Here is a 19,533-nt window from a genome sequence, read left to right as displayed (position 1 = left end):
ATTCGCTCAGGGGAACGGTTTACTCAGTTAGCCCAAAACAGCCGTAGCCCAAAACAGTCAGGCGCGCAAAGACTTAGGGATCTAAGCCGACGGTAATGGCCAGCGCTTCGGGCCGGGTGCTGAGGGCAATGGCCGCTGGGGAAGGGGGCAAGGGGCGATCGCTCTGGGCTGCGCGCAGGCTGTCGAGCAACCAGGGCTGATCCACGTCTGGGGCGGTCAGGGCGACAAACTGGTGGGCGTAGACCATCTGGGCCATGGTAAGTGGAGCGCTAGCCTGGGGACGGGGTAGCACCAGCGTCGCCCGATCGCTCGTCAACTCTACGCTAGCCAGTCCATCGGCGGAGCGGCCAACGGTGCTGGCATTGGGGCCAGGGGCAAAGCTAAAGCCCGGTTGGGCAGCGGCCAGAGCCATTTGCAGGTCGCTGACGGCAGGGGAGGCGGCTCGGGCCGCAGCCAGGCGATCGCCTGCGATCGCCCGATTACGCCGGTACTCCTCGGCTTTAGCCTGGGCCTGGGCATAGTTAGGGGCATCGGCGGGCACGCTCTCCAGGGCGGCGATCGCCTGCCCCCACAGATCGCTGACCCGCTGCCAGTCGGCCTCTATTTGGGCGCTCTGGGCCGCCACCGCCGCCTGCCAGCCCAGGTCAATGCCCTGCTGCCAGGGGGACACCGTGAGGTTGTTAAGGGTCAGCTCAGGCTCCGGGCCAGGGTCGCTGGCGGAGGGCAGGTAAGAGAGGCCGATGACGAGGGCCGCGATCGCCCCCACCCCACCAATACTGATCGCCAGCGGCGACTTTGCCAGATTGAGCACCATAACGCTTTACGCCGTAGGGTAGACCCTCCATTTTTCAGTGGTGCCGTGGCCTCAGCCGGGAAATTTTAAGTGGGGTTAACGGCTCCAGGCACCTGAAACCCAAAACCTGGTTAAATTCAACAACCTAGACCAGACAACTCAAATCTCCCGCTTTCTGGCTAAACAGCAGGTTCTCGCGGTAGTCCACCGGGCAGTCAATCACCGCCGGAACGTCATCTTCCAGGGCGGTCTTCAAGGTGGGAACAAAGTCCTCCGCCGACTCAATCCGGTAGCCCTTCAGGCCCATGGCCTCCGCCAGCTTGACAAAGTCGGGGTTGGTGAAGTGAATGTAGGTCGACTCGCCGTAGTAATTCATCTGCTTCCACTCAATCAGCCCGTAGCCGCCGTCGTTGAAGATGATGGTGACAAAGGGGGTGCCCACCCGCAGCGCCGTCTCCAGTTCCTGGCAGTTCATCATAAAACCGCCGTCGCCCGTCACCGCCACCACCTTACGGTTGGGGTGCACCAGCTTGGCCGCCATCGCCCCCGGCAGAGCAATGCCCATTGCGGCAAAGCCGTTGGAAATTAAGCAGGTGTTGGGGCGCAGGCAGTGGTAGTTGCGGGCCATCCACATTTTGTGGGCCCCCACATCTGAGATCACGATGTCGTCGGCGTCGAGTACCTGGCGCAGATCGTAGATCAGCTTCTGGGGCTTGATCGGGAAGCCGTAGTCATCGGCATACTGCTCGTAGTCGGCGCGGATCTCGTCGCGCACCTTGAGGCTGAGGGGCTCAGGGCGACCCTGGCGCTTCACCCGCTTCAGAATTTCGTGCAGGGAGTCGGAGATGTCGCCAATCACTTCTACTTTGGGAATGTAGCTGCTGTCGATTTCGGCGTGGGTGAGGTTGATGTGCAGAATGGGCAGGTTGCCGTCGGGGTTCCACTTTTTGGGCGAATACTCCACCAGGTCGTAGCCAACGGCGACAATCAGGTCGGTCTGCTCCATGGCGCAGGTGATGTAGTCCCGCTGCTGCAACCCGATGGACCACAGCGCCAGCGGGTGAGTGTAGGGAATCACCCCCTTGCCCATAAAGGTGTTGGCCACAGGAATGTTGAGCTGGGTGGCAAACTCGGTCAGGGCTTCGCTGGCGCCGGCTCGGATGGCCCCATTGCCCACCAGGATCATCGGGTTGCTGGCCTGGGAGATGGCCACCGCCGCCTGCTGAATGCTCTGCAGCGAGGCGTAGGTCTTCTCCTGGCTGTCCTTGCGCAGGGTTGCCCCCACCACTTCCATTTCGGCAATGTTTTCAGGCAGGTCGATGTGCACTGCGCCGGGCTTTTCGGTCTGGGCTAGCTTAAAGGCTTTGCGAACAATTTCGGGGGTGTTGCTGGGCCGCACAATCTGAGCATTCCACTTGGTGACCGGGGCAAACATGGCCACCAGGTCCAGGTACTGGTGCGACTCAATGTGCATGCGATCGGTGCCCACCTGGCCGGTAATGGCGACCAGGGGGGCGCGATCGAGGGTGGCGTCGGCCACGCCGGTCATCAGGTTGGTTGCCCCCGGCCCCAGGGTCGAGAGACACACCCCCGCCTTGCCCGTCAGCCGCCCGTAGACATCGGCCATGAAGGCCGCCCCCTGCTCATGGCGGGTGGTGATGAACTGGATGGAGGAGCGCTTCAGGGCCTGGAGCAGCTGGAGGTTTTCTTCGCCGGGCAGGCCAAAGATGTATTCGACGCCCTCGTTTTCGAGGCACTGGACGAGAAGTTCGGCGGTGTTCATAGGGGTGGGGGGTAGGGGTGGATGGGTAGGGGGTGGATGGGTGGAGGGTAGAGGCAAGCCCACGGGTTTGCCCTGGCGAGGGGCGTGGGCGGGGTAAGGCTATTTGATCCAGATGGTTTTTGGGTTGACGAATTCAAGGATGCCGGGGCGACCCAGTTCGCGGCCATAGCCCGATCGCTTGATGCCGCCGAAGGGCAGGCGCGGGTCAGACTTCACGAGCCCATTGATAAAGACTGCCCCGGCTTCGAGTTCGCTGACCAGGCGATCCAATTCGGCGGGGTCCTGGGTCCAGGCGCTGGCCCCCAGGCCAAAGGGAATGTCGTTGGCCCGGGCGATCGCCTCGTCCAGGCTATTTACCCGAAACACCAGCGCCACCGGGCCAAAGAACTCCTCCTGGTCGGCGGGGGTGCCGGGGGGGAGGGCGGCCAGAATAGTAGGCGGGAACCAGTTGCCGTTTTGCAGTTCAGCAGGTAGTTGGGCTTTGAGCGCGGCGACATCACCGCCGATCAGGGCGGTGCCGCCCAACTCCAGGCAGGTGTTGACCTGCTGCTCTAGCTCGGCGGCAATGCCGGGGGTGGCCAGGGGGCCGACGGTGACCCCGTCGCTGAGCGGGTCGCCCACCTGGAGGGCGGCAAATTTTTCAGTCAGGCCCTGCTCAAAGCGTTCGGCAATGGCTTCATGGACGATGAACCGCTTGGCGGCAATGCAGGACTGACCGCTGTTGAGCATGCGGGCGGTGGCGGCGGTGGCGATCGCCCCCTCCAGGTCGGCGCTGGGCATAACAATAAACGGGTCGCTGCCGCCCAGTTCCAGCACGGTTTTTTTGATCTGCTGACCGCAGGCGGCGGCCAGGCTGGCTCCGGCGGGCTCGCTGCCGGTGAGGGTGGCAGCCTTGATGCGATCGTCGGTGACCAGTTGGGCAATGCGATCGCCCCCGATCAGCAGGGTTTGAAACGCCCCCTCGGGCAGACCCGCCTTCTGAAACACTTCTTCAATCGCCAGGGCACACTGGGGCACATTCGAGGCGTGCTTGAGCAGGCCCACGTTGCCCGCCATCAGCGCCGGGGCAGCAAAGCGAAACACCTGCCAGAAGGGAAAATTCCACGGCATCACCGCCAGCACCGGACCCAGGGGCTGATAGCGCACAAAGCTGCGGCTGGCGTCGGTGGTGGCGGGCTCATCGGCCAGAAACTCGGCCCCGTGGTCGGCGTAGTAGCGACACACCAGGGCGCTCTTTTCGACCTCGACGATCGCCCCAGCCAGGGGTTTGCCCATCTCCAAAGCCATGATTTCGGCGTAGGCAGCTTTGTTGTCGTCGAGCACCTGGGCCGCCTGGCGCAGCCAGGTAGCCCGCTGGTGGAAAGAGGTCTGTCGGTAGGTTGTGAATGCCTGGGCGGCTTGGGCAAGCTTACGCTCGATTTCGGCCTCGCTCAAGGGTTCAAAGGTCTTGAGTACCTCAGCGGTGGCGGGGTTAATACTGGCAATGGGCATGGTTTGACCTCCTGTTGGTCACCTTGAGGTCGACGGCCCGCCCGATCGCTCCTGCAGCCAGAGCTGCCCCTGGAAGGTGGTGCGATCGCGGCACGAATTGCAGCGATCGCAGACAGCAGACCTGGGTCTAAATCTCGACAACCCAGACCGGCCAGCAAGTGGAGTGTATTAGCGCTCGAAGCGAGTGCAGCGTGAGTAGCCAACCTCAAAAACTCAGTCTCTCTTACTGTGCCCTGAAGCACAAAAGCTACCCCTTCATCCTATTACTTCTGCACAAAACATAGTGTTATGTAACGTTGACCAAATACCGCTAGTTTCAAGCCGTTTGAGCATGGTTAGCGAGGCCGGTCTGGAACTGGGGCCAGGGGTTGGCCAGCAGGGCCGTGGCGGCCTCGCGGCCCAGGGGTTGGGCAAACCAGTAGCCCTGCCCCCGGCAGCAGCCCATCGCCCGCAGGCGCTCCAGCTGGGTTTCGGTCTCAATGCCTTCGGCCACCAGATCCATGTTCAGCTTCTGGCCCAGGGTGATGATGGTGTGCACAATTTCGCGATCGTCGTCGCTCTGGTCCATCCGCCCCACAAAGGACTGATCAATTTTGAGGGTATCGGTAGGAAACCGATGCAGATAGCTCAGCGACGAGTAGCCAGTCCCAAAGTCATCGATCGCCAGCTTCAGCCCCAGCTGCTTGAGGCGGTGCATCAGATCGACGGCCCCGTCAACATCGCGCATGATCATGCTTTCGGTAATTTCGAGCTGCACTCGGTTGCCGACCAGGGCCAGTTCCTTTAGAGTGTCGCCAAACTGATCGACCAGGTCAGCCTGGTGAAACTGCCGCCGCGACAGGTTAATGCTCATGGTCAGCGGGTGGTCAGGGAACTGCTGCTGCCAGATCTTGAGCTGGGTGCAGGCGGCCCGAAAAATCCACTGGCCCAGGTGCACAATCAGCCCAGTTTCTTCGGTGACCTGGATAAACTGCCCGGGGGATACAAACCCCTCCTCAGGTCGGTACCAGCGCACCAGCGCCTCAAACCCAGCAATGCGACCGCTCTGTAGGCACACAATGGGCTGGTAATGGAGCAAAAACTCGTTGTTTTCAAACGCATTGAGCAAATGACTCTCCAGCTCCAGGCGGCGCACTGCCTCCTCGTGCATGGTGCTGGCAAATACCTCGTGGCGGTACTCGTGCAGGGCCTTGGCCCGATACATGGCGGTGTGGGCATCGCGCAGCAGGTCCTGGGCCGTGGGGGGGTGGTCGCGGTGGGCCATGGCCACGCCCATGGAACTGGTCACCGAGAGCCGCCGCCGAGCAATGGAAAAGGGGGCCGACAGCTCGGTTTGCAGACGGCTAAGCCATTGGTCGACGGTGGCCTGGTCGTGCACCGGCAGCAAAAAGGCAAACTCGTCGCCCCCCACCCGCGCCAGTTGGGCCGAAGTCGGCAGAAACTGCCGCAACCGTTGACCGATGGTTTTGAGCACGCGATCGCCCGTCAGGTGGCCAAAGGACTGGTTGATCAGCTTGAAGCGATCGATATCTAAAAACACCACCGTCACTGCTGTACCGGGATGGTGTTGCAGCGCCCGCTGCACTTGCAGCAAAAACATATCGCGCCCCGGCAGCAGCGTGAGTTGGTCGTAGCTGCTGCGATACAGCGCTTTCTGGGTCAGCACCAGGCCCAGGGCCAGCAGGAAAGCCGCCACCGGTTCTACGGTGGGAACCCAGATCATCTGGGCCAGGGCCAGTCCGCTAAGGCCCCAAATGCCCAGGAGTACGCCGCCGCTGAGCACCAGCAGCATGGCGGGCCGCCGCACCGTCCAACCGGTGATACCGGCGATCAGAGTACAGCCCAACAGCCAGAGAAACTCGCCCCACTGGGGTAGGAACCGGTAGAGGGCGGGTTGACCCGCGATCGTATCGAGCATTTGGCTGATGCTCTGGGCGTGGATTTCAACACCAGACATCACGAACTGCGACGACTGGTCCTGGCTGAACGGCGTAAAAAATTCGTCCTTGAGGCTGGATGCGGTCGAACCAATCAGCACAATTTTGCCCCGCACCCAGTCGGGGGGGACCGCCCCGGCCAACACCTGAGTAATGGTCAAGCTGGGGGCTGTTTGGTAGGGCGTCCGATACTTCATCAGCACCTGGTAGCCCCGATTATCAATGGCGGAATAGCCGCCATCTCCCTCCAGTAGGGCCGGAAACTCGGTAGTCCCGATCCGCAGCAGGTCATTTGGGCGATCGACCTCAAAGCTCAGATCATCGTGGTAAGCCAGCACCACCCGCAGCGGAAACGAGTAAAACGGATGTTCCGGGGCCGACACGTACAGCAGATTGCGGCGCAACACCCCATCGGGGTCAATGGCCAAGTCGTTAAAACCCACCTGGTCGGCGGGCCAGGTAGCAGGAGCCGGCACCTCAATGGTGCTGCCCTGCTTGCCCACGTTGTAAATCCCAATCACATTGGGAGACTCAAAGGCTTGGGCCAGGGCGGCCTGTCCGGGCATATCCTGGGGCGTGTTGCGGTAGAGATCCAGGCCGACCACCGCCGGGTCGTGGCGCTGCACCTCCGCAATAACATCAGCTATCACTTGATCAGAGAGAGGCCAGCCGTGGGCTTCGAGATCGGCCTCAGTCACTTCTATCAGCAGCAGGCGGGAGTCTGGCGACCCGTTAACCTGGAGCCGGGTGAGCAGATCGAAGCTCGACATTTCAAGGGTTTCAAAGAGCTGTAGCCGCTTGCCGCCCGACACCAGGGCCAAGGCCAGCAGGCTGGAAACCAGTACAGCTCGACTGCCAAAATTAATCGGTTTTGAAAAACAGGACGCTAAATTAGCAAGCAGTTGGCCCAGGGGCCAATTCCGGAAATGCACCATGGATTGAACCGACAACGGCAGATGTGACAATGACAGGCATTGACTTAAATCCCTGAATATTCAGATATACAGGGCATTATCGGCGCTATCCGGACAATGTGTTAGATTGGCTGTCGTTTACTATCCCATAGTGCGATTGAACTGCGATTGGGCTGGCCAAGGCTACAGTGACGTTCCACGGTAAAGCTCTCGCTACGCCATGGTGTCGTGGGGTGGGGTGTTGACCCAGTGGGTGCCGCCCCCTCGCCGCTGTCCCGGAAATTCGTCGCGGGGGTTCCTGGCCTGGCGATCGCCCCCCAGCTGGGGCCAGTGCAGCAGTAGCAAAGTTAACATGCTAATTCCCACTAGCACTGCCGCGCCACTGGGCCAAACAAATACTCGGATGAGGGTTGCCTTCATGGCTGGAACCAACTCTAGGATAGTGACAGAACTCCCGACCCCGGTCAGCGAAATGCACTGTTGCAGCCGTGACGCCGCTGGGGGCCTAGGGTGATTCTTCACCTGCTGAGTTTGATTCGATACCTGAACACCCAGGCGTTTACGGAAGCTTTATGCTCCCATAAAGGGAAAGGGCTGAACATGGCTCTGTTCCAAACCATCGCCCCAGTTCCCATGGGCAACTTGCGTTGGGCAGCGTCCAGGCAAGGGGAGCGAGGCCTAACGCATTAAAAACTTGTTAAGGGAAAGCGCTACCTTCCCTTTCCCCAGATATGCTTGAGCCAAGATACCTCCTAACTGCGTCTCCAGCCCCATCCGACCCCTCTGTTGGTGTCATTCAGGTGGGGCTGCTACTTTGGGAAGACGACAGTCTGGGTTGAGCACTTTAGATTGCTAGTGGGCCAAATCTTTAACGGTGATATTGATTGTAGTGCCAGGGCGTGTAATCAATGGCGGCCAGACGCTTGGTATATAAGCCTTGCCACGCCCGACTCAAGTCAGGCTAGGGGCTGCACTCGTTGATTTTTGAGCATTAACTGTTAACTGATGACAGTCCCTAGAGTCAAGCTTGCCAAACCGTTGGGTGCATAGCGCCAAGATGTGACTCTGCTTGCGTAGAGAAGCAGAATTTGGCAGCAGTCCTAGCTTTCCACCCAAAGTTTTTGCTTCTGCCTAAGTGACCTTTAAAAATCAAACTTGAGATAGATAGCCTAAATTGTTTGTAAAGAATGTCGTTGCATATACAAATTTTAGGTGTTAGTCTGAAAAATTATTTGCTTCTTTGCAAATTCCTTTGAGAGCTGGCTTTTTTTGCCCTGGTAGCTGAACAAGCGCTGTTATTGGGGTTGCTGCTTTCTCTTGCCCACAGGCACGGCTTGTCGCTAGGTCTAGCATCAGTTAGGTCTGCGGGTGCTACGGGCGTTGATTTCAGCACACGCACAAATGACGTTATTTGGACTTCTCTGGGTTGCCATCTTACCGCCGTACCTCCATCCATCGGTCACGCTGCAGGCGGTCAATCCCTACGCAGTGGCTCCTTTGCACCGCGAAGCAGCCATCGACCACGGCGCATGGCCTTATCCACCCCTGCCTCTCCAGGGGTGGGGTCATCAGCCCCTGTGGCTACAGCCTCAGCTAGGCTGGCCCCACACAGCCACCGTTGACTGGGACCACTGGGGTGCAACCGCGGCGGTGGCTGTAGTGGGTCAGAACGACAATACGCACGTCAGCAGCGGTGTGACTCAGATTGCCCCGCTTGCCAGCGCCTGCGGCGGTGCTCCTGCCGCTGAGGGCAATAACTCAGCGGCAGACTTCACAATTCACGTGAAAGATGTGCCGATTGGCCGGGTATCGTCTCGCCAGGTAGCCGATCGGATCGCTGAACAGATTCGTCAGGTTGTCCCTGTTTTAGAAACCAACCCCGATCGCCTCACCCCAAGCCTGAGTCCAGAGCAGGCGGCGGCCCAGATTGATGGTCAAACCGTATTTGTGCTGCCCGAGGAGGACCAGGACCATAATGCGGCTAAGCCGGAACGCCCCGCCCTTCAGGCGACCCATTGGGTGAATAATCTGCGCCTTGCGTTTGGGGCTCCCCCCCTCGACTCCAGCCAGGTACAGATGGTGGTCAAAGGGTTAGGCGAAACCCAGCAGACCATTAGCGGCATAGCCTCCTGGTATGGGCCCTATTTTCACGGTCGGCAAACAGCTACTGGCGAAACCTTTAACCAGCACGACCTCACGGCAGCTCACAAAACCCTGCCCTTCGGCACACATCTCAAGGTGCGCAATCAACTCAATGGCAAAACCGTTGTGGTGCGCATTAACGATCGCGGCCCGTACATCGGCGATCGCTCCCTCGATCTCTCCTACGCGGCGGCCCAGTGCCTCGGGAGTGAACACGTGGGCGTCATTCCCTACCAGGCCACCATCCTGGCCCCAGGCTTTCCCCACGCCTGGCGAGAGGAGGTAGTGGCAGCACTGCCCTAACGGTATCGGCCTGCTAAGCGCGCCACTTCAGCAGCTGAGTTTTGACCGGGGTGACAAACTCGCGGTCTTCGGCCTGGGAGCGCTGGTACTCCTTTTTGAGCTGGTAGTACCAGCGGGCCAGAACGTCAGAGTCTTTGATCAGCCGCAGCACCGTCTCGTGCTTGAGACCTTCCTGCTGTTTGATCACCACATCGCGATCCTGGCCTAGGAAAGAGCGAATCAGGGTCGGCAGAATGGGCTTGAGCAGAGCGCCCCAGGGCAAATCCCAGTACAGCTCAAAGGTGACGTCGGTCTGGTCGTCGGTGAGGGGGGTGACGGTGGTCAGGTTCACTACCCGGTGCTTGGCGGTGGTGGTTTCCTCGGTGCGCACACCGGGCAGGTAAAAGATGATTTCGTTGTCGGGCACGCCGCCAATCAGCCAGTAGCCGTAGCCCATGTTTTCGCCCATGCGGTGCTTGCGCATGGTGAAGCCGTAGGTAGAAGGGTCAAACCATTTAATTTCATCGCTGAGGGTGGCCCCGCGCCACCACCAGGAGCGATGGACAAAGGGTGAATGGGCCGGATCCATGAGTCCCACCACGGCGTGGTCGATGTAGCAGGGAAAGCGCATGGTGTAGGTGACCTGAGGCCGCACGTCGTCGCCAAAGCCCGGCACGCGGGGCACGTCGAAGCGGGGGGGGTGCGGGTTGGCTGGGTCGGCCATATAGACCCACAGGTTGCCCTGGACTTCTTTAACCTCGTACTTCCGCACGTCAAAGCGGCTCAGATCCATCTGCTGCTCGGGCATCAGGGAGGGAATTTCGGTGCACTTGCCATTTTCGTTGAACCGCCAGCCGTGGTAGCAGCACTCGACCTCGGTGCCGTCGAAGCGACCGCAGCTCAGGGGTACCGCCCGGTGGGGGCAGATATCGCGGATGGCAAAGGCTTTGCCCTGGTCTGTGCGGCCAAACAGAATCGGCTCGTTGAGCAGGGTTTTGGCCACCATCTTGCCTCGCTTCAGCTCGCGGCTGGGCATGGCGTGGTACCAGATGTTGCGCAGCAGGTAGATGTCGTTAACGGCAACCACAGGTTTCAGCAGGATTAGAGATCGAAGCAATCAATACTGTAGCAGAGGGCATGCAGCGGCGAAGACCTGGTTTGGGCCAGTTTTCAGGGCTGCCAATTGAACTAAAGTGAGGGCTAAAGTGTGGGGAATAGCGCCTTCCCAAACGGAAAGACCGCTTTGCTCTGTACCATAGGAATAGGAACGAGCTTAGTTCAAGATGTCGCCTCCCACGCGGCTGGTTCAGTGAGTTGCGCGGCCCTGGGGTTCAATTTATGCAAATCACCGTTGACTTGCCTGACGAGTTTGTCCAGCGGCTAGACCTAAATCTGGACTATCTATCGCGCCGCGTTTTAGAAGCTTTTGTAGTTGATGCCTACAATACTCAACAGTTGACGGCTGCAGAAGTTGGGCATATTTTGCACCTCAATCGCTTTGAGGTGGATGGCTTCCTCAAGCAGCATCGCGCTTACTTACACTACACTTTGGCTGACTTCAACCAGGATCTACAAACAATTCAGCAGGTAACGCAGCAACAGTGACTGTTGTTTCGGACACATCGCCGCTACTTTCTTTCGGGTCTCGCCCCAGCTCATTCAAGATGTGCTGGGGCAGTTTTCGTAGACCTATGGCTAGGCGTTAGCCACCGCTTGGGGATCCTGCACCTGCTTGAGTTGTTCGCGCAGGGGCGGGCCTTCGATCACCTCGGCCTCTAGCAGCTGCTGGGCCAGGGTTTCCAGCAGTTCGCGGTTTTGCTTGAGAATGTCGAGGGCGCGCTGGTGGCCTTCTTCCACGATCGCCTTCACCTCTTCATCGATCGCCTTGGCCGTCTCTTCGCTGATCGGGCGGCGGGCGTTGCCCATGCCGTTCTCAAGGAAGGCGTTGCGCTGGGCGCGATCGTAGGCCAGGGGGCCGAGCACCTGGCTCATGCCATAGGTGGTGACCATTTGCTCGGCCATATCAGTGGCCCGCTGGAGATCGTTAGAAGCACCAGTGGTGATGCTGCCGAAGATGATCTCCTCGGCGGATCGCCCGCCCAGCAGGGTGGCGATCTGCCCCTTCAGTTCCGCCTCGTCCCGCAGAAAGCGGTCTTCGGTGGGCAGTTGCAGGGTGTAGCCCAGGGCGGCCATACCGCGCGGCACGATGGAGATTTTTTCGACCTCGTCGGTGCCGGGCATCATCGCTCCCACCAGGGCGTGGCCGACTTCGTGGTAGGCGACGATTTTCTTCTCTTTGTCGCTGAGCACGCGGCTCTTTTTCTCTAGACCGGCGACCACCCGCTCGATCGCCTCGGCAAAGTCTTCCTGCTCCACCACGGTGCTGTTGCGGCGGGCGGCCAGCAGGGCGGCTTCGTTGACCAGGTTGGCCAGGTCGGCCCCAGCAAAGCCGGGGGTGCGGGTGGCGATCGCCTTCAGATCCACTGTATCGGCCAGCTTCACATCCTTGGCGTGGATGTTGAGGATGGCCTCGCGGCCCTTGAGGTCGGGGCGATCGACGAGCACTTGGCGATCGAAGCGACCGGGGCGCAGCAGGGCGGGGTCAAGGGTTTCGGGGCGGTTGGTGGCGGCCAGCACAATTACCGTGGTGTCGCCCGCCTCAAAGCCGTCCATTTCGGTGAGCAGCTGGTTGAGGGTCTGCTCACGCTCGTCGTTGCCGCCGTAGAAGCCGCTGCTGGAGCGGGATTTACCGATCGCATCCAGCTCGTCAATAAAGACGATACAGGGGGACTGTTTCTTGGCCTGCTCGAACAGGTCGCGCACCCGGGAAGAGCCGACGCCCACGAACAATTCCACAAACTCAGAACCGGAAATGCTGAAGAAGGGTACCCCGGCCTCCCCCGCCACGGCCTTGGCCATCAGGGTTTTACCCGTTCCCGGCGGCCCCACCAGCAGCACGCCCTTGGGAATTTTGGCCCCCAGGTCGGTGAAGCGCTTGGGGGTTTTGAGGAAGTCCACGACTTCCACCAGTTCAGTCTTGGCTTCTTCAACACCGGCCACGTCGTCAAAGGTGATTTTGCCCGCGTCGCCTTCCACGTAAACCTTGGCCTTGCTCTTGCCGATGGAGAGCGCCCCCTGGGGACCGCCCGCGCCACGGGCCAAGAAGAACCGCCAGACGCCAATGAAAATCAGCGGCGGAATCACCCAGCTCAGTAGGCTACCAAACCACTGGCCCTTGGGCGGCGGCACGGCGGCAAATTCTACACCATTGTCTTCGAGCCGCTGGGGTAGTTGCAGGTCGAAGATTGGGGTGGTGGTGTACACATCGCCCGGTTCGCCCGTAGCGGGGTCTTTGACCTGGTAGCGAATTTCATTCTGGCCCACCGAGGCCCGCACCACCTCCTGCTCATCGACACGGTGGATGAACATGCTGTAGGGTTCGCGGGCGGTTTGGCTACCGAAGCCCGAGAAGACAATATTGAGCAGCAAGAGGCCGGTGGCGGCCCAAAGGACAAGGTTGGCGATCTGGCGCGATCGCGGCGGCTGAGGGTTTTTATTTACAGGCATAGGTCACGTATTGAATTTTAAATTTTGGCTTGGGGATTTTGGGGGGCGATCGCCTCTCTTTCCTGCGGCGTAGGGTGAGTCAGGCTTGCCCAGATGTTGCACTGTCCAGTCCAATTGCGAGCCGTCACCCAACACCAGGGCATCTCTGCTAGTTAAAATCCACATCCACAGTGGTGTTGGCGGCGTCGGGGGCATCAGGCCGCAGCCCCGACTGCCGTTTGCTGGTCAAACTTGCCAGCACGATCTGCGACAGGGCACCCACAAACATAGAGGCCACCACGGCGTCATCCACCAGACCCAGGATGGGGATAAAGTCGGGCAGAACATCGATAGGGCTGAGCAGGTACAGCAGGGTTGCCCCCACCATTAGCCAGCGGTACTTAGGATTTTCGAGGGTGGTCTTGTACCAGGTGTAAAAAGACTGTACGGGGGAGCTCATGGGGCAAGGTTGAATGCGATGGCTTTATGGTGCCACGGAACCCCAGGGTTGCCCCTTGGTGGATAGCCGCCCGATGGCAGGGCGAGGGCCGAACCCTTATCCCGCTCTCAGGTGCCAGGCGCGGGGCTGCAAGAATGTGGCGATCCCTGCCAGCGAGAGGGTGGTGCCCAGGCCCGAATGGCCGCGACCGCTCCAGGGCAGGCGGGGGCTGACGCGATCGCAGCAGTTCCAGTAGGCGCTGCCGGTTTTGAGCTGGCTTAGAATGTCCACCGCCCGCTGCCGATCCGTGCCGTACACCGCCGCTGTTAACCCGTAGGGCGTGTCCTGCATCAGAGCCACGGCTTCGGCGTCGCTGGCCACCCGCTGAATGCCGATCACCGGGCCAAAGGTTTCCTCCTGCATGACGGTCATGGTGTGGTTGACCTCGGTGAGCACCGTGGGGGCAAAGTACCAGCCGGGGCGATTGAGGATTTTACCGCCGCAGCGTAGGGTAGCGCCCTTAGCCAAGGCATCTGCTACCTGATCAGCGAGGACATCCAACTGTGGTTTGCGGCTCACCGGGCCAAGGTAGGTGTTGGGGTCGGTGGGGTCGCCCAGCTTGAACCCCTCCACCGTTTGCAGAAACACCTCCAGAAACTCGTCATAGACATCGGTGTGGACATAGATGCGCTCCACCGCACAGCAGCTCTGGCCGTTGTTGTAGAAGGCGCCATCCGCCAGCCCCGCCGCCGCTACGGCCACATTGGCGTCGGCACATACGTAGGCCGGGTCTTTGCCCCCCAGCTCTAGCTGGGGGCGGATCAGTTTGAGTGCTGCTGCCACAGCGATCTTCTGCCCCGTCGCGTAGGAGCCGGTGAAGAACACGCCATCGATCGGCTGCTCCAGCAGGGCAGCGCCGGTCATCCCCGAGCCGATCACCGGGATGAAAATGTCCTCGGGAATGCCGGACTCGTGGAGTAGGGCGGCGATCGCCCCCCCAGTCAGCGTGGCAAACTCCGACGGTTTGTACAGCACCGCATTGCCCATCAGCAGTGCCGGAACAAACACATTGCCCCCCACAAAGTAGGGGTAGTTCCAGGCCGAAATGTTAGCGACTACCCCCAGGGGCTCTTGGGTGATCACCTCCTCCAGCGCACCACAGCCGGGTAGGGCATGGGCGGGCTCGGCATAGACGGGCTCCGGGGTTAGCACGCGATCGCTGTGGGCGACGAAGAAATCGATCCGCCCCGGTAGAGCCAAGATCTCATTGCGGGCCTGGGTGATGGGCTTGCCAGTTTCCGAGGTCAGCAGAGCCGCCAGGGCATCCACCCGCTCGACCAGCAAGTCCCGAAACCGCAGGATGGGCGAGATGCGATCGGCCAAGGGCAGCGCTCCCCACTCGGGCTGAGCCCCCCGCGCCTGGTTATATTTTTCGGCAACGGCAGCAGGGTTGTCTGCCGGAAGTTCTTGGATCAGCGCCTCGGTGGCGGGGTTGATGATTGAGAGTAGGTCGGCCATATTGCGGGGAGTGAAGTAGGTCGGTGATGACGGTTTTGGCGCGGGGTGGATGGTGGGCACTGCCCACCCTACGGGATCTACATCAATTGCAGAGAAGGACAGGTCACCTGGCAGAACATATGCAGAGAAGGACAGGTCACCTGGCAGAACATAGGTTTAAACCGATGATCAGCAACTCCTTTCCGTGAGGTCCAGGACGACGGAACGTCCTGGTCGAGGGGGTCTGGGGGCTGCGAAATGCCCCCAGCGGCAGGTTTGGCTTCTGACCCAAAATGTGCGCCGCAACATCAAAGGATTTGCAATTTGGAGGATTTACGTGAGTGGTGCATCACTGCGCGGATGCACCCTACGGTTGGCTGGGAAAACGCACCGAGTGTTCAAAAGGCATCCTGGTAGATGGCGTAGAAATCCTCCTCCGTAACCGGTCTCGGATTCAGCGGATGACACCCATCCTTAAGCGCCACCGCCACCAGTGGCCCCAGCCCGTCGGGCGTCACCCCCAACGCCCCCAGCGAAGTCGGCATCCCAATCGCCGCCGATAGCCCCACAATCCAATCCACAAACGCCTGCCCATCGGTCGCCCCCGGCTGCACCACCCGGGCCATCCGCAAAAACCGCTCCGGCTCCGCCGACAGGTTAAACCGCATCGCCGCAGGCAGCATGATGCCATTGGCCAGGCCGTGGTGGGTGTCGTAGACCGTCGAGAGCGCGTGGGCGCAGGAATGGGTAACACCCAGGCCCTTTTGGAATGCGATCGCCCCCATCATCGACGCATTCAGCATTCCCCCCCGTGCCACCAGGTGCGCCGCCGCCGTCGCCTCGTCAAAGACTTCCCCCTCCCTTAGCCGCTGGGCAAAGTCCACACAAGCCTGCAAATTGTGCGCCACTAGATGAATGCCCTCCAGCGCAATGCCATCGCAGAGGGGATTGAACCCCTGGGCCAAAAACGCCTCAACCAGGTGGGTTAGCGCATCCATCCCCGTAGCAGCGGTGATCTTTGCGGGCAGCCCCAGCAGCAGTTCCGGGTCGGCCAGCACCACCCTGGGCAACAACTGCGGGTCAAACATAATCTTCTTCGCGTGGGTGTCGTCGTCGGAGATTACGGTGCTGCGGCCCACTTCGCTGCCGGTACCTGCGGTGGTGGGCAGGGCAACGATGGGCGGAATCGGCTGGTCGATGGGGCGGGTGCTAGCCCCATCTTCGTAGTCGAACAGGTGGCCGGGGTGGTGGGCCATCAGGGCGATCGCCTTGGCCACATCCATGGGCGCACCGCCACCCACCGCCACAATGCCGTCGGCACCGCTGGCTTTCCAGGCCTCAATCCCGGCATTGACCTGGGAGACCACCGGGTTGCCCCAAACCCCGCTAAAGGTGGCGGCTCCGAAATCCGCCAGGGCCGCTTCTAGCTCTGGAAACCAGGGCAGTTGCGCCACATCCTTATCGGTGATAATCAGCACGCGCTGAATGCCGAGGGCGGTGAGTTCGGCGGCGAGTTCACGCCGTGCCCCCGGCCCAAAGCGAATGCGGGTGGGGAAGTTGTAGGTGTAGATGGAAGTCATCGAGAATTACGCCCTTTAAAAGAGGAACCGTAGGGTGCATTCGCGAAGCAATGCACCGCTGTCTTTGAGTGGCTTAAAACCCTGCATGCTCATGAGATCTTGGGGTTGAAGCCAGATCTGCTGCTGGGGCCATTTCGCTGGCCCCAGACCCCCGTCGAGAAGGACGTTCCGCCGTCCTTCACCTCACGGAAAGGAGTTACCGATCATCGGTTTAAACCTATGTCCGACTAATGAATCTGTCCTTCTCTGCAATTGGCTTACTCTGCAATTGGTCTAAGCAACTGTAGGGTGGGCACTGCCCACCACCCATATCAACCACCCGCCAATCATCCCTATCGCAGGGCAAACAACCGTTTGCCCCTACGGAATCTCCTAAATATTCACGTATTGGTTCATCTCCCAGGCGGTGACCTGAGCGTTGAAGGCATTCCACTCCTTGGTTTTCATTTCTAAAAAGGTCTTGGCCCCCAGATCACCTAGGGTTTCCATCAGCAGGCTGTCCTGCTTCAGGGCTTCCATCGCCTCGTAGAGGTTGTGGGGCAGGGTTTGCAGGTCGGGGAACTCGTCGGCGCGGGCAAACAGGTTTTCGTCGATGCGCTGGCCGGGGTCGGTCTGCTGCTGCATCCCCTCCAGCCCGGCGGCGAGGATGCCAGCGGTGGCCAGGTAGAGGTTGGCGGCCCCATCCACCATGCGGCACTCAAACCGGCCCGTATCGGGAATGCGGATCAGGTGGGAGCGGTTGTTGCCGCCGTAGGAGATGTAGCGGGGGCTCCAGGTGCTGCCGCTGGCGGTGGTGCTGGCCCCCAGGCGGCGGTAGGAGTTGCAGGTGGGGGCGCAGAGGGCGGCGAGGCCCTGGCCGTGGGCCAGCACGCCGCCCAGGAAGTGGTAGCCCCGGGGAGACAGCCCGCCCCCATCGGCCCCCTCGGCGAAGGCGTTGGTATCGCCCTGCCACAGGCTGTTGTGGATGTGGCCACCGTTGCCGGTGATGTGGCTGAAGGGTTTGGGCATAAAGGTGGCGACAAAGCCCCGCTGCTCCGCCAGGGTTTTGACCATGTATTTGAAGAACACATGGCGATCGCACGTGGTCTTGGCATCGCAGTAGGTCCAGTTCAGCTCAAACTGGCCGTTGGCGTCTTCGTGGTCGCACTGGTATGGCCCCCAGCCCAGGTCTTCCATGTAGGTGACCAGCGTTGAGATTAGCTCAAACTGCCGCATCAGGTTGAGCTGGTCGTAGCAGGGGCGATCGGCGGTGTCCTTGGGGTCGGCGATCTCGTAGCCCTGCTCGGTTTGCCTGAGCAAGAAAAACTCGGCCTCGACCCCGGTTTTGTAGGTGTAGCCCAGGGCCGCCGCCTGGTCCAGCACCCGGTTGAGCACCATGCGCGGGGCAGCGGGGAAGGGTTCCCCCTCAAAGTACACGTCGCTGGCCAGCCAGCCCACGGTGGGTTCCCAGGGTAGCTGAATCAACGAGTCGGGGTCGGGCACCACGGCGATCTCCGCCGCCTCAGGCCCTAGGCCCAGGTTGGAGGCAAAGGAGCAAAAAAACGCGCCGTCTTTTTCCACTCCGGCGATCTGCGAGGCGGGCACCAGTTTGGCCCGGGTGCCCCCCAGCAAATCGGTGTAAGACACTAAGAAAAACTTGATCCCAAGGGCTTTTGCCCGCTCTGCCAGGTTCTGGACCTGGGTTAACATGCCGACCATAGAACGACTCCGGGAGTTTCAGCCTAGTAAAACAGGCGAGCGAAGTCGCTTTTGTAGCTGTAGATACGAGCCAAACGAAGAGACCTCTCCTGCACTGGTCCTTCTAGCCAGGAATATACCTTCATTTATCCTCCAGAACGGTTTGCCCCAAAGCAAATTCAGCCCCGTTATAGAGGGTCAAATTCTATCCCGCTACCGACCCGGCTGAGCTTAAAAAAACCTAGGTTGTAGGCAATGTTTTGTGCATTTAGTTGAGACTCAACTCTTTTTTGACTGGCATAAAACGCTGTTCTCAATTTGGAATTTAAATCCCATGCGAAGCGATAGAGAAGTCCCTAAAAACTCAAAAAACAACCCCAACGCCAATCCTGATCCGATTACGGGCCAGCCTGGTGCCCATCCAGTTGGGACTGGAGTCGGGGCCGCTGGGGCCGGTGTCGTTGGTACGGCGGTCGGTGGCGTGGTCGGTGGTCCGGTCGGTGCTGTTGTGGGTGCAGCTGTGGGTGCGGTCGCTGGTGGGCTCCTGGGCAAAAACACCGCCGAGCAAATTGACCCCACTATCGAAGACAACTACTGGCGCACAAACTATAAAAACCGTCCCTACGCTGCGTCCGACTACACCTACGATGACTACAGCCCCGCCTATCGCACCGGCTACACAGGGTACAGCAGCTACGCCCAGCAGGGAATGACCTACGACCAGGCCGAACCTCGGCTCAGGGAAGACTACGAGCGGCAGTATAGCGGTCACCGTGTGGGCTGGGACAGCGCCCGTCATGCCAGCCGCGATGCCTGGGACCGGGTCGATCGCAACAACAGCCGCTACCGGGCAGAGGAAGACTACTGGCGCAGCAATTTCTCCTCTCGCCCCTACCGCGAGGCGGACTACACCTACGATGACTACAGCCCCGCCTACCGCACGGGCTACGAGGGCTACAACACCTACTCTGGCCAAGGCCTCACCTTTAGCCAGGCGGAGCCGCACCTGCGGCGCGACTACGAGCGTCGCAATGGCAACGGGCGACTGGGCTGGGAGAAGGCCAAGCACGCTATTCAGGATGCGTGGCACCGCCTGGAGTCAGCGGTGACCAATGACCCTGGCGATCGCGATCGCCGAGTTGACTCAGGCTACGGCGTCAACGTTGGCCAGCCCAACAGCTACGTTGACGATCGCGGCCGCAACCAACCCCCCAGGCCCGACACTGGCACAGCCGATATGCTGTAAAGCCTGAGCAATAGCTAGCCATACGGCACACCCCCCAGGAGCAGACCTGCTCCTGGGGGGTGGTTGTTTAGCTGCAATTCGGCGGCAAGTCTGCCGCCCAGGGACTTGGGCAACGAATTACTTGCCAATCCAGAAAAATCCTGAGATAACTTGATATAACAAGTTTAGTACGCTTCAGTAGGGACAGTCCAGCCGAACTTATCCAC

At 60.3% G+C, this 19,533-nt stretch carries 14 protein-coding genes; 3 read left to right on the top strand and 11 right to left on the bottom strand.

Features of this window, described 5'->3' with window-relative positions; genetic code table 11:
* Positions 1-73 precede the first annotated feature (73 nt).
* The 5 genes from NF78_RS13095 to NF78_RS31145 form a co-directional block, all read right to left on the bottom strand.
* Positions 74-814: a hypothetical protein gene (locus NF78_RS13095; protein WP_035986993.1), complete on the bottom strand. Its 741-nt coding sequence runs from the start codon at positions 812-814 to the stop codon at positions 74-76.
* A 124-nt stretch (positions 815-938) separates the two neighbouring features.
* Positions 939-2,576 carry an acetolactate synthase large subunit gene (locus NF78_RS13090; protein WP_035986990.1) on the bottom strand — a complete coding sequence of 546 codons (1,638 nt, stop codon included), beginning with the start codon at positions 2,574-2,576 and terminating at the stop codon, positions 939-941.
* Positions 2,577-2,675: 99 nt separating this feature from the next.
* On the bottom strand, positions 2,676-4,067 hold the full coding sequence (locus NF78_RS13085; RefSeq protein WP_035986988.1) for an NAD-dependent succinate-semialdehyde dehydrogenase: 1,392 nt from the start codon (positions 4,065-4,067) through the stop codon (positions 2,676-2,678).
* 316 nt (positions 4,068-4,383) lie between these two features.
* Positions 4,384-6,816, bottom strand: coding sequence for a putative bifunctional diguanylate cyclase/phosphodiesterase (locus tag NF78_RS13080; protein ID WP_225885351.1), 2,433 nt, complete (start codon positions 6,814-6,816; stop codon positions 4,384-4,386).
* A gap of 315 nt (positions 6,817-7,131) precedes the next feature.
* On the bottom strand, positions 7,132-7,272 hold the full coding sequence (locus NF78_RS31145) for a hypothetical protein (protein WP_156119754.1): 141 nt from the start codon (positions 7,270-7,272) through the stop codon (positions 7,132-7,134).
* A 1,047-nt stretch (positions 7,273-8,319) separates the two neighbouring features.
* On the opposite strand from NF78_RS31145, the gene NF78_RS13075 reads away from it, so the two are divergent.
* Complete coding sequence (locus NF78_RS13075) at positions 8,320-9,363, top strand: septal ring lytic transglycosylase RlpA family protein (RefSeq protein ID WP_081972608.1); 1,044 nt, start codon at positions 8,320-8,322, stop codon at positions 9,361-9,363.
* Positions 9,364-9,376: 13 nt separating this feature from the next.
* Here NF78_RS13075 and NF78_RS13070 read toward each other — a convergent pair whose 3' ends face one another.
* Entirely contained in the window at positions 9,377-10,429 is a 1,053-nt protein-coding gene (locus NF78_RS13070) for an aromatic ring-hydroxylating oxygenase subunit alpha (protein ID WP_035986986.1), read from the bottom strand.
* Positions 10,430-10,680: 251 nt separating this feature from the next.
* Between NF78_RS13070 and NF78_RS13065 the strand changes: the two genes are divergently transcribed.
* The gene (locus NF78_RS13065) at positions 10,681-10,947 is read left to right on the top strand and encodes a UPF0175 family protein (RefSeq protein WP_035986984.1); all 267 of its coding nucleotides are present in this window, start codon (positions 10,681-10,683) and stop codon (positions 10,945-10,947) included.
* Positions 10,948-11,037: 90 nt separating this feature from the next.
* Here the strand turns inward: NF78_RS13065 and ftsH4 are convergent, their stop codons facing one another.
* From ftsH4 to glnT, 5 genes are all read right to left on the bottom strand, one after another.
* Positions 11,038-12,909: an ATP-dependent zinc metalloprotease FtsH gene (gene ftsH4, locus NF78_RS13060; protein WP_035986982.1), complete on the bottom strand. Its 1,872-nt coding sequence runs from the start codon at positions 12,907-12,909 to the stop codon at positions 11,038-11,040.
* A 148-nt stretch (positions 12,910-13,057) separates the two neighbouring features.
* Entirely contained in the window at positions 13,058-13,348 is a 291-nt protein-coding gene (locus NF78_RS13055; protein ID WP_035986980.1) for a YkvA family protein, read from the bottom strand.
* A 96-nt stretch (positions 13,349-13,444) separates the two neighbouring features.
* Positions 13,445-14,905, bottom strand: a complete 1,461-nt coding sequence (locus NF78_RS13050) for an aldehyde dehydrogenase family protein (protein WP_263970592.1) — start codon at positions 14,903-14,905, stop codon at positions 13,445-13,447.
* 317 nt (positions 14,906-15,222) lie between these two features.
* Positions 15,223-16,404: an iron-containing alcohol dehydrogenase gene (locus NF78_RS13045; protein ID WP_035986974.1), complete on the bottom strand. Its 1,182-nt coding sequence runs from the start codon at positions 16,402-16,404 to the stop codon at positions 15,223-15,225.
* A 372-nt stretch (positions 16,405-16,776) separates the two neighbouring features.
* Positions 16,777-18,102 (bottom strand): type III glutamate--ammonia ligase, encoded by a 1,326-nt coding sequence (gene glnT / locus NF78_RS13040; RefSeq protein WP_052050329.1) that lies wholly within the window; start codon positions 18,100-18,102, stop codon positions 16,777-16,779.
* Positions 18,103-18,415: 313 nt separating this feature from the next.
* Between glnT and NF78_RS31140 the strand changes: the two genes are divergently transcribed.
* A complete protein-coding gene (locus tag NF78_RS31140; protein WP_156119753.1) occupies positions 18,416-19,327 on the top strand; it encodes a glycine zipper family protein in 912 nt (303 codons plus the stop codon).
* Positions 19,328-19,533 lie beyond the last annotated feature (206 nt).

The organism is Leptolyngbya sp. KIOST-1 (genome assembly GCF_000763385.1).
Classification (GTDB): domain Bacteria; phylum Cyanobacteriota; class Cyanobacteriia; order Phormidesmidales; family Phormidesmidaceae; genus Nodosilinea.
Note: the sequence above shows the minus strand (reverse complement) of the source record. Positions and strands in the feature narration are given on the sequence as shown.